This window comes from Streptomyces siamensis (assembly GCF_039543605.1).
GTDB lineage: Bacteria > Actinomycetota > Actinomycetes > Streptomycetales > Streptomycetaceae > Streptomyces > Streptomyces siamensis.
In genome coordinates, this window is sequence record NZ_BAABKB010000010.1 from 299,944 (window position 1) to 310,597 (window position 10,654).

Below are 10,654 nucleotides of genomic sequence, written 5' to 3' on the forward strand. Positions count from 1 at the left end.
CCGACCCCTTTGCCCGGCACGGCTCTTGACTTCGGGACGGACATCCCGTCGACGCCCCTTGTGTGGGCACCGCGCCGCATGCAAAACTCATCAGCAGTTGAGTTCAACGGGCAGTGAATTAAGTTCAAAACGAGACCATTTCCGATGCCGGAGGACATGCCGTGACGCATCCGCACGCCGCCGAAGCACTGCAAGCCACCGCCATCGCCGGCATCGCCGTCATCCTGATCGCGGGTACGGCCCTCGCACATGCGGCACGACGCATACGCCAGCCCGCGGTGATCGGCGAGATCACCGCGGGCATCCTGCTGGGCCCCAGCCTGCTGGGACTGCTGCCCGGGAACCCGACGGACCGTCTGTTCCCCGACGAGGTACGGCCGTTACTCTCGATGGTCGCCCAGATCGGCCTGCTCCTCTTCATGTTCACCGTGGGCTGGGAGCTCGACTGGACGACGATGCGGCGCAGGAAGAGCTCCGTCGCCGGGGTGACCGCGGGCAGCATCCTCGCCCCGATGCTGCTCGGCCTCGGAGTCGCCGCGCTGATCTACCACAACCACTCGCACGTCAACGGCGAGAAGGTGCCCTTCAGTTCGTTCGCCCTCTATCTGGGCGTCAGCATGTCGATCACCGCGTTCCCGGTGCTCGCCCGCATCCTGAAGGACAACAACCTCAGCCGCACGAAGATCGGGGCGCTCGCACTGACCAGCGCGGCCTTCGGCGACGTCCTCGCCTGGTGCCTACTGGCCGGGGTCGTCGCCATCGTCACCGCCTCCGGCCCCTCCGGATTCACCGACACCCTCTGGATGTCCGCCGGCTACGGCGTCGTGATGATCGCCGTCGTCCGCCCGCTGCTCGCCCGGGCCGTCGCCTGGATGTCCCGTCGCGGCACCGGGCTGTATCTGGCGACCCTGGTCACGGCCGGCGTACTGCTGTCCGCGTACACGACGTCGAAGATCGGCATCCACCCCATCTTCGGCGCCTTCGCCTTCGGCCTGGTCATGCCGCGCAGGCCCACGGCGCTGCTGGAGGAGAAGATGCTCCGCCCCATCCAGCACGCCGGTGAACTCATGCTGCCCGTCTACTTCATCGTCACCGGACTCTCCGTCGACGTCGCCGGCATGTCGCTCACCGCCTGGGGCGAGCTCGGTCTCATCCTCGCCGCCGCCATCCTCGGCAAACTGTTCGGAGCCGGACTGCCGGCCAAGTCCTTCGGCCTCACCTGGCGGGAGTCGACGGGCGTCGGCGTCCTGATGAACACCCGGGGTCTGACCGAACTGATCATCCTCGGCGTCGGGCTCAGTCTGGGTGTGCTCGACCAGACCCTGTTCACCGAGATGGTCCTCATGGCGCTGATCACCACGGCCATGACCGGCCCCCTCCTCCCCTTCGTCCTCCCCCGTTCCCGGATGGACCTCATCGCCAGCCCGGCCAAGACCTCCCCGCTCGTCCGGATCCCCGGTCCGGCCGACGAGCAGGCATCCGACCTGGCCGGATGACCGGGCGCGGTCCGGACCACCGGGCCGCCCCGCCGGTCGGGCTCCGCGCGCCCGGTTCCCGGGCAGGCTCCGCCCTGCCCGCGCCCGGCCCTGCCCGGGGACCGGCGCCCTGCCCGTCCCCGGAGCCGACGGCCGGCACGGCCGCCACGCGCGACACCACCCCCCTTCGTCGCTCGGCACCCGCAGGAGAGGCGACGCACAGACAAGGAGATGGCCCAGGTGCACCCCGTCATCAGCACTCTTTCCCGCGTCTTCGACATGCCGTCGGAGTTCATCGGCGACGAGATGCAGCTCCGCGCCGTGGCCAGCTGGGACGACCTCACCGCCGTGGAACTCCAGGTCCACCTGGAGCACGAGTTGGGCACCACTCTCGACGACCACCTCATCGAGCACATCGACTCGGTCGGCCAGTTGCGCGCCTTCTACGACGACCGGCTCGCCGAACTCTCGTACGTCAAGGCCCCGCCGGACGCCTCCGCCATCGCACCCGCCCTGCCCGGCCCCGTGCCACCGGCCGTCGTGCAGGAGCTCACCGACATCTCCGACGTGGTCGTCGGTGAGACGGGCATCTCCGAGGTCGACCCGGTCCGCGGCAGGCTCGCCTACCGGGGCTACCCCATCGAGGAACTGATCGGCCGGGTCACCTTCGAGGAGGTCGTGCACCTGCTGATCCGCGGCTGGCTGCCCGACGCCGAGGAGCTGAGCGCCTTCAGGGCCCGGCTCGCCGCCGCCCGTGAACTGCCGCCCATGGTCGCCACGAACCTGGTGCTCAACGCCAGCTCCAGCACCTCGTCGGTGCTGCGCACCGCGGTCCCCGCGCTCGGCGTCGCCGCGGAGGCGAACGCCGACCCGGCCGCCCACATCGACCTGCGCGAGCGCCTGGTCGCCCGCATTCCGACGATCTTCGCGACCCAGCAGGCGGCCCGCGCCGGACGGCGGCTGCCGAAACCGGCGCCCGAGCTGTCGCACGCCGAGAACATCCTCTACATGCTCGGACTGCCGCACGACCCGGAGCGGGTACGGCTGGTGGACCTCTGCCTGATCCTCCAGGCCGAACACGGCTGCAACGCCTCGGCGTTCGCGGCCCGTGTCGCGGCCGGCACCGGCGCCGACACCTTCGCCACCATCACCGTCGCGCTCGCCACCTTCACCGGGCCGCTGCACGGCGGCGCCGCCCACCAGGTGATCGACCTCGCCCGCGAGGACAGCAGCCCGGACACCGCCGCCGCCTATCTGCGCGGGCGGGCCGACCAGGCGTCCGCCACCCGTACCCGGCCCGTCGCGCCCGCCGAGGAGGACCCCCGGGTCAGGCCGCTGCGCGACGCCGCCCGGCGCTTCAACGCGGGCCCCGGCAGCGACCGCCTCCTGCGGGTCCTGGACGCCGTACGGGCCGCGGCCCACCCGTCCAAGGGGCCCCGCCCCTATCTGACCGTCGACTGCTACGCGGCCGCGATCTACCACCTGCTGGGCATGCCCGCCGACCTGTTCGTCCCGATGTTCGCGGCGGCCCGGGTCCCCGGCTGGCTCGCCCACGTCGAGGAGCAGCGCGCCCGCCAGGGACGCATCCATCCACGGCTGCGCTACGTGGGCCCGCGCAACCTGCGTCACTCCCCCGAGCAGAACTGACCAGCATCCGATGAGGGAGGGCGCCCCCTTCCCCGTACCCCAGGAGAAGATGTGGAGTTCGGCTGGAACGAGGGCCAACAGGCCCGCTACGACGAGGTACTGGAGGCGACGCGGGCGGCCTTCCCCACGCCGCCCGGCGCGGGCCACGGCTTCTACACCCGCAAGGACTGGCTCCGGCTCGGTGAGATCGGCATGCTCGGGTCCTGTCTGCCCGAGGAGTTCGGCGGGCAGGGGCTCGGCGCGCTCGACACCGCTCGCGTCGTCGAGGCCGTGGGCCGCGGCTGCGCGGACACCGGCCTGGTGTTCGGCGCGGCGGCGCACACCTTCGCCTGCGCCGTACCGATCGAGCGGTTCGGCAGCGACGCCGTACGCCGTCGGCTGCTGCCCAAGCTGGCCGCCGGCCGGCTGATCGCGGGGAACGCGATGACGGAACCGGAGGCCGGATCCGACTCCTCGCGGCTCGCGATGACCGCGACCCCCACCGACGGCGGGTTCGTCCTCAACGGCACGAAGAGCTTCGTCTCCAACGGACCGGCCGCCGACGTGTTCGTCACGTACGCGACGGTCAACCCCAAGGCCGGATTCCTCGGTGTCACGGGTCTGGTCGTCGACCGGGACACGCCCGGCGTCGTCGTCGGCAAGCCCTACGAGAAGATGGGCATGCACTCCTGCCCCGCCGGTCCGGTCACCTTCGAGGACTGCTTCGTGCCCGAGGAGCAGGTGCTCGGCGGCGCCGGCGCCGGCGCGGCGATCTTCCAGCACTCCATGGGCTGGGAACGCGCCTGCCTCTTCGCCCTGTACATCGGCCTGCTCGACCGGCTCCTCGACCAGTGCGTCACGCACGCCCGCGAACGCCGCCAGTTCGGCCGCAGGATCGGCGACTTCCAGTCGGTGTCCAACCGGATCGCCGACATGAAGGTGCGCCTGGAGAGCGCCCGGCTGCTGCTGTACCGCGCCTGCTGGTCGATGGACCGGAAGGACCCGTCCGTGCTGCACATCGCCCTGTCGAAGCTGGCCGTGTCCGAGGGCGTCCTGGCCTCCGCCGCCGACGCGGTCCGGGTCTTCGGCGGCCGCGGCTATCTGCGCGAGGAGGGCATCGAGGCCGCCCTGCGCGACGCCGTGCCCAGCACGATCTTCTCCGGAACCTCGGACATCCAGCGTCAGTTGATAGTGAAGGAGATAGGACTGTGAGGCTCCACCAGCTCGTCATCGACTCGGCCCGGCGCGCCCCGGACGCCCCGGCCGTACGCTCCTCCCAGGGGGTGTTCAGCTACCGCGAGCTGGACGACCTCGCCGACCGGTACGCGGCGGCACTGCACCGTCGTGGGGTACGCCCCGGCGACCGCGTCGTGCTGTGGACCCACAAGACCCTCGACGCCATCGCCCTCATGCAGGGCGCGCTGCGCATCGGCGCGATCTACGCGCCGGTCAGCGCCAACAACCCGGCCGCCCGGGTCCGGCGGATCGCGGAGGGCTGCACCCCGGCCCTGGTGGTGGCCGACGCGGACGGGATCCGCCGCGCGGCGGACTCCGGCTGGGACGAGGCCCTGCCGATCGCCTCCTTCGCCGAGGTGCGTGCGGAGGCACCGCCCGAGGACGCTCCGCCGCCCTACGAGAACGAGCCCGACGAGCCCGCGTACATCCTGTACACCTCGGGCTCCACCGGCGACCCCAAGGGCGTCTGCATCAGCCACCGCAACGCCCTCTCGTTCGTCGAATGGGCCGCCGGCGAGGTCGGCGTGACCGCCGACGACCGGCTCTCCAACCACGCGCCGTTCAACTTCGACCTGTCGGTCTTCGACCTGTACGCCACCTTCCTGGCGGGCGCGTCCGTGGTCCTGGTGCCCGAGGGCCTCGCCTACGACCCGGCCCAGCTCGGCGCGCTGCTGCGCCGCGAGAGGATCACCGTCTGGTACTCGGTGCCGTCCGCGCTCGTCCTGATGATGCAGCGCGGCGAACTGCTCACCGGCGAGCCGCCGCAGGACCTGCGGGTGTGCGTCTTCGCCGGGGAGCCGTTCCCCGTCCAGCAGGTCCACGAGCTGCGCAAGGCGTGGCCGGACGTGCGGATGCTGAACTGGTACGGGCCGACCGAGACGAACGTCTGCACCAGTTACGAGGTCACCGACCGCGACCTGGGCAGCACCCGGCCGCTGCCCATCGGCACCGCCGTCAGCGGCGACCGCATCCGGCTCCACCCGCCGCGCGAGCGCGAGGGCGAGATCGTGGTCAGCGGTCCGACGGTCATGCTCGGCTACTGGGGCCAGGAGCCGCAGAAGGGCCCGTACTTCACCGGCGACATCGGCCGGATGGGGCCCGACGGCATGCTGGAGTACGTGGGCCGCCGCGATCACATGGTCAAGGTGCGCGGGCACCGCATCGAGCTCGGCGACATCGAGGCCGTCGTCGCCGCCAACCCCAAGGTCGCCTCCGCGGCGTGCATCGTGGTGGGCGAGGGCCTGGACGCGAAGATCCACGCGGTGGTGGTGCCGGAGGGGCCGCAGGGACCCGGCCTCCTGGAGATCAAGCGCGACTGCGCCGACCGGCTGCCGCTGTACATGGTGGTCGACGCCGTGCACTCGCTGCCCGAACTTCCGCTGACCGGCAACGGCAAGACGGACCGTCAGGCACTGCTCAGGCAGATCACCTCGCTCGACGCCCGGTGATTCCCGATGCCCGACGACCGGCACCGTCCGACGACCGCCACCCGGTGAACCCCGATGAGCTCCGCGGCCCTGACCCGCCTCGGCCTCAGAGACGAGGACCTGCCCATGTCTGAACGACTCAGCACTTCCGATCCCCTGCCGGACCAGGTGGACCTGCACACCTTCCGTTCCGTGATGGGGTCGCTGCCGACCGGGGTGAGCGTCGTCACCAGCCTCACCGCCGACGGCGAACCGCGCGGTCTGACCTGCAGCGCGGTGTGCAGCGTGTCGGCCTCGCCGCCGCTGCTCCTGGTCTGTGTGAAACAGCCCAGCGCGACCCTCCAGGCGATCCACGACAGCTCGGTGTTCGCGGTGAACTTCCTGTCCGCGGGCATGACCGAGACGGCCCGCACCTTCGCGTCACCGGTGCCCGAGCGGTTCGAGGGCGTCGGGTGGACGCCGGGCAAGCGCACCGAGGCACCGGTGCTCGACGACACCGTGGCGTTCGCCGAGTGCATTCTGACGAGCAGTCATCTGGCGGGCGACCACCAGGTGCTGATCGGCCGGCTGGTGCACGGCGACGTCTCGGCCACCCACACGCCGCTGACGTACTGGCGGGCCCAGTTCTCCGAACTCCAGGCCCACTCCGCCGCCTGATCCGGCCCCTCCCTGTGCCGCCGGCCCTCCCCCGCACTCCGGGGCGAGGGCCGGCGGCGTGCTGTGCGGCCGTGTCCCGCCACGTCGTCCGGCCGTCGCCCCGGGGTCTCGTCGGCCCCGGAGCATCGTCGGCCCCGAGGCGTCGTCGGTACCGGGCGGGCGGCCACCGGCCCGGACGGCGTCGGCCCGGCAGCGCAGGCCACCGCCCCCGGGCGGCGCGCACCCGGGGGCGGTCCGGCCGTCAGTGCGTCGTGCCGGTGCGCGGCAGGGTCCGCAGCACACCCGCGACGTACGCGTGGAACGCCGGGTCGTCGAGGATGAAGTGGTCGCCGGGCAGCCACTCGATGGCGACGTCACCGGCGCCGTGGTGCTCCCAGTCGCGCAGTCCCGCGTCGTCGACCATCGGGTCGTCGACGCCGGCGCACACCCACAGCGGGCAGTCGAGCGGCGGCCCGGGCAACGGTGTGTACGTCTCCGAGATGGTGAAGTCGGCGCGCAGCACCGGCGTGAACAGCTTGATCAGCTCGGGGTGTTCGAAGAGCTGCGGCGGGGTTCCGCCGAGTCGGCGTACGGATTCCAGGAAGGCCGGGGCCGACAGCGTGTGCAGATCGGGCAGGATGCGCCGGGCCGTGGGGCCGTTGCGGCCGACCACGACGACTCCGGCCGGGGGGCGGCCCAGGGCGCTCCAGTAGCGGCCCGCCTCGTACGCGAACGCCGCGCCCATGCTGTGCCCGAGGAGCACGTACTGCCCGGTGGTGTGCGGTGCGGAGCTGCGGATGAGGTCCTCGAAAACCGCGCCGAAGTCGTCGCGCACCGGCTCGGCCATCCGGCTGCCGTGGCCGGGCAGTTCCAGCAGGGCCGTCCGTGCCGCCCGCGGCAGCGCCGCCTCCAGGCCGGCGAAGGCCCGTGCGGCGCCGCCGGCGTGCGGCAGGCACAGCAGTGTGGGGAGGTCCTGGGAGGCGTCCTCGGCGACGGCGCCGGTGTCCGGGCCGGGGGTGCTCAGCTGCGGCATGACGGGGTCTCCTTCGTGGGGTGGGAGCCGGTGGCGGCCCGCGGCCGGTCACCGGACTCCGAAGGGCTCGCCGACCGCGAGGGCCAGGCGCGTACTGCGGGCTCCGGGGCACCGGGCGGTGCCCCGGACGCGGACTGGACGGCCCTGCCCGACGTACCGTACGGAGGGCGGGAGTCGGCGCCCGAGGAACCGGCCAGGGGCCGAATTCCACCGCCCGAAGAACCCGCCAGGGACCGGGTTCCACCGCCCGAAGAACCGGCCAGGGACCGGGTTCCACCGCCCGACGGACCGGACGGAGGCGGGGCCTCCGCACCCGAAGCGCCGGACATGGAGCGGACACCGGCGCCCGAGGAAGCGGGCAGCGACCTGGCGTCGGCGCCCAAAGGACCTGACCGGTAGGGCGGGCGGGGCCGCTCGCCCGGTTCGAGGGCGAAGAGCCGGACGGTTCCGCCCCCGCCCGCTACGGCGACGGCGGCCCTGAACTCGGAGCCCACGTCCACGAGCCGGAGGTTCCAGACGCGTGCGGCGGAACCGGGCGCGGCGTGCACCCGGACGGGTCCCTCGCGCCGTGCGCCCGGGTCGACCCGTACGGCGGTGAGGCCGCCGGCCAGCCCGCTGCCGAGGGCCTTGAGGACGGCTTCCTTGCACGCCCAGTGAGTGAACAGGCCGCTGTTCAGGGGGCCTTCGCGATCGGCGGGCCAGCGCTCGGCCTCCTCGTCGGAGAGCACCTGGCGGCGCAGTCCGGCGGGGTCCCGGAGCGGTCTGATCCGTTCGACGTCGACGCCGACGGGGCCGTCGCGGCTGACCGCCACCAGGGACACGCCCTCGGTGTGCGCCAGGCTGACCCGCAGGCCCGGGTCGCCGGCCACGTGCGGCTTGCCCAGCCTGCCCTGAACGAAGGCGACTTCGGACGGATGCTGCCCCGCGTAGGCGGCGGTCACCGAGCGCAGCGCGGCGTGCGCCGAGGCGTGGAGGGCACGCTGTGAGGGCACCATGGTGCGCCAGCGACGCAGCTCCCCCCGCGAGAGCAGGGACAGACAGCGCCAGAGCGCCTTCTCGTTCCCCGGGTCGGGCTCCCGCACCGCCCAGACGTGGACTTCTCCGGCGGGCGGTCCGAGCCTGCGTGCGGCCGTGGTCCGGGTCATCACTTGGGTCATCGCATCTCCAACCAGTCGGTCATCGCTGTCCGTTGGCCTCTTGACGATGAACTCAACACTAGTAGAGTTCATCAGGAAATGACATCATCAGGTGTTGAAATCAACGGGCGTTGAACTCCATCGGGTCCCCCGTTGACTCCCGGCGGGACCACCCGCCCCTCAACGCATCTCCAGGAGGTACGGCGTGGCCAGTGACCGCGACGAACTGATCAACCAGCTCACCGAGTTCATCCAGGAGCGGCTGCTCGCGGAGCCCGACGCCCAGGGCATCGCCCCGGACACCCCGCTGCTCGAGTGGGGAATCCTCACCTCGATCAACACCGCTCAGCTGCTCACCTTCATCCGGGACGAGCTGGGGACGAACATCCCGCCGACCGAGCTGACCGGCACCAACTTCCAGAACCTGGACAGCATCACCGACCTGCTGCTGTCCCTGCGCACGCCCGCTCACTGATCCAGGGCCTGCCCGACGGGCCCTCGCGGCCACGGCACAGCGCCACCCACCCGAATTCGCGACAGGAGATCACGTTGTCCGAGACATCGGCGAACTACGACTACGACATCGGCATCATCGGCGGCGGGCCGGCCGGCTCCACCGCCGCCTCCTACCTCGCCAAGGAGGGGCTGTCCGTGGTGGTCTTCGAATCGGAGACCTTTCCGCGCGACCACGTCGGCGAGTCGCTGGTCCCGGCCACGACTCCGGTGCTCATCGAGACCGGCGCCATGGAGAAGGTCGAGGCCGCGGGCTTCCCCAAGAAGTACGGCGCCGCCTGGACCTCCGCGGAGGACCGGGACATCGACCACATGGGCTTCCAGGGCCTGGACCACGACTTCCGCGCCGCCGAGGTCCTGTTCAGCGAGCGGGACCAGGCGGGCGTCGACCGGGACCACACCTTCCACGTGGACCGCAGCAAGTTCGACCAGATCCTGCTCCAGCACGCGGAGAGCCTGGGCGCGAAGGTCTACCACGGCGTGCGCGTGAACCGGGTCGACTTCACCGACCGGGACCGCCCCGTCATCCAGGCGAAGGTCGGCAACCAGTCGGTCGGCGTCCCCGTCCGCATGGTCATCGACGCGAGCGGCCGGCGCACCATGATGGGCAGCCAGCTCAAGGTCAAGGAGCCGGACCCGGTCTTCAACCAGTACGCGGTGCACACCTGGTTCGACGACTTCGACCGCAAGGCCCTCGCGGTCAACAAGGACCAGGCGGACTACATCTTCATCCACTTCCTCCCGCTGGAGGACACCTGGGTCTGGCAGATCCCGATCACCGACACCATCACGTCCATAGGTGTCGTGACCCAGAAGGCGCGCTTCAAGGAGGCCAAGAACGACCTGGAGACCTTCTTCTGGGACACCATCGGGAGCCGTCCCGCCCTCCAGGACGCGCTGAAGAACGCCAAGCGGGTCAAGGAGTTCAAGGCCGAGGGCGACTACAGCTACGCGCTCACCAAGATCGCCGACGACTCCCTCGTGATGATCGGCGACGCGGCCCGGTTCGTGGACCCGATCTTCTCCAGCGGTGTCAGCGTCGCGCTCAACAGCGCCCGTCTCGCCACCGCCGACATCATCGCGGCGCACAAGGCCGGCGACTTCCGCAAGGAGCGCTTCGACGGCTACGTCAACACCCTCCGCGGCGCGGTCAACAACTGGTACGAGTTCATCTCGATCTACTACCGCCTCAACATCCTCTTCACGGCGTTCGTCCAGGACCCGCGCTACCGCCTGGACGTCCTCAAGATGCTCCAGGGCGACGTGTACGACGGTGAGCCCAAGGCCCTCGCCGCGATGCGGGAGATCGTCGAGGCCGTCGAGAACGACCCCACCCACCTGTGGCACAAGTACCTGGGGACGCTCAAGGCGCCGTCCGCGGCGGCCAAGTTCTAAGGGCCCCGGGGAAGTCCCGGCACGCACCGGGCACCACGGAGCCGCACCGGCACCTCCCCGCCGGCACTCCACGGGTCCGCCGGGTCCGGTACCGGCGGCCCAGGGCCCGACCGGCCCCGTCCCGGCCGGCAGGCACCACGGCAGCCGACCGCTGCCGGGCACGACCCGGGTGGCGTG

The 10,654-nt window shown here is 71.5% G+C and carries 9 protein-coding genes; 7 read left to right on the forward strand and 2 right to left on the reverse strand.

Annotated elements, in window-relative coordinates:
* Positions 1–161: 161 nt before the first annotated feature.
* The 5 genes from ABEB03_RS17845 to ABEB03_RS17865 all read left to right on the forward strand — a co-directional run bounded on the left by ABEB03_RS17845 (position 162) and on the right by ABEB03_RS17865 (position 6,421).
* Positions 162–1,496, forward strand: a complete 1,335-nt coding sequence (locus ABEB03_RS17845; RefSeq protein WP_345649451.1) for a cation:proton antiporter — start codon at positions 162–164, stop codon at positions 1,494–1,496.
* A 210-nt stretch (positions 1,497–1,706) separates the two neighbouring features.
* On the forward strand, positions 1,707–3,122 hold the full coding sequence (locus tag ABEB03_RS17850) for a citrate/2-methylcitrate synthase (RefSeq protein ID WP_345649454.1): 1,416 nt from the start codon (positions 1,707–1,709) through the stop codon (positions 3,120–3,122).
* A 51-nt stretch (positions 3,123–3,173) separates the two neighbouring features.
* On the forward strand, positions 3,174–4,313 hold the full coding sequence (locus ABEB03_RS17855; RefSeq protein WP_345649457.1) for an acyl-CoA dehydrogenase family protein: 1,140 nt from the start codon (positions 3,174–3,176) through the stop codon (positions 4,311–4,313).
* Positions 4,310–5,785: an amino acid adenylation domain-containing protein gene (locus tag ABEB03_RS17860; protein WP_345649459.1), complete on the forward strand. Its 1,476-nt coding sequence runs from the start codon at positions 4,310–4,312 to the stop codon at positions 5,783–5,785. Before ABEB03_RS17855 ends, ABEB03_RS17860 begins: the two co-directional genes overlap by 4 nt.
* A gap of 105 nt (positions 5,786–5,890) precedes the next feature.
* Complete coding sequence (locus ABEB03_RS17865; protein WP_345649461.1) at positions 5,891–6,421, forward strand: flavin reductase family protein; 531 nt, start codon at positions 5,891–5,893, stop codon at positions 6,419–6,421.
* A 241-nt stretch (positions 6,422–6,662) separates the two neighbouring features.
* Here ABEB03_RS17865 and ABEB03_RS17870 read toward each other — a convergent pair whose 3' ends face one another.
* Both ABEB03_RS17870 and ABEB03_RS17875 read right to left on the reverse strand, forming a co-directional pair.
* Positions 6,663–7,433, reverse strand: a complete 771-nt coding sequence (locus ABEB03_RS17870; RefSeq protein ID WP_345649464.1) for a thioesterase II family protein — start codon at positions 7,431–7,433, stop codon at positions 6,663–6,665.
* Positions 7,421–8,590 carry a 4'-phosphopantetheinyl transferase family protein gene (locus tag ABEB03_RS17875; RefSeq protein WP_345649466.1) on the reverse strand — a complete coding sequence of 390 codons (1,170 nt, stop codon included), beginning with the start codon at positions 8,588–8,590 and terminating at the stop codon, positions 7,421–7,423. The genes ABEB03_RS17870 and ABEB03_RS17875 overlap by 13 nt, the downstream gene beginning before the upstream one ends.
* 184 nt (positions 8,591–8,774) lie before the next feature.
* Here ABEB03_RS17875 and ABEB03_RS17880 point away from each other — a divergent pair, with 184 nt between their 5' ends.
* Both ABEB03_RS17880 and ABEB03_RS17885 read left to right on the forward strand, forming a co-directional pair.
* Positions 8,775–9,044 carry an acyl carrier protein gene (locus tag ABEB03_RS17880; RefSeq protein WP_095937511.1) on the forward strand — a complete coding sequence of 90 codons (270 nt, stop codon included), beginning with the start codon at positions 8,775–8,777 and terminating at the stop codon, positions 9,042–9,044.
* Between the two features lie 74 nt (positions 9,045–9,118).
* Positions 9,119–10,477, forward strand: coding sequence for an NAD(P)/FAD-dependent oxidoreductase (locus tag ABEB03_RS17885; protein WP_095937510.1), 1,359 nt, complete (start codon positions 9,119–9,121; stop codon positions 10,475–10,477).
* The last annotated feature ends 177 nt before the right edge of the window (positions 10,478–10,654 follow it).

What these genes read in the sequence shown, in the direction of transcription:
- ABEB03_RS17850 (WP_345649454.1), top strand. Translation starts at nt 1,707, where the DNA reads ATGGCCCAGGTGCACCCCGTCATCAGCACTCTTTCCCGCGTCTTCGAC.
- ABEB03_RS17865 (WP_345649461.1), top strand. Translation starts at nt 5,891, where the DNA reads ATGTCTGAACGACTCAGCACTTCCGATCCCCTGCCGGACCAGGTGGAC.
- ABEB03_RS17870 (WP_345649464.1), bottom strand. Translation starts at nt 7,433, where the DNA reads ATGCCGCAGCTGAGCACCCCCGGCCCGGACACCGGCGCCGTCGCCGAG.
- ABEB03_RS17875 (WP_345649466.1), bottom strand. Translation starts at nt 8,590, where the DNA reads ATGACCCAAGTGATGACCCGGACCACGGCCGCACGCAGGCTCGGACCG.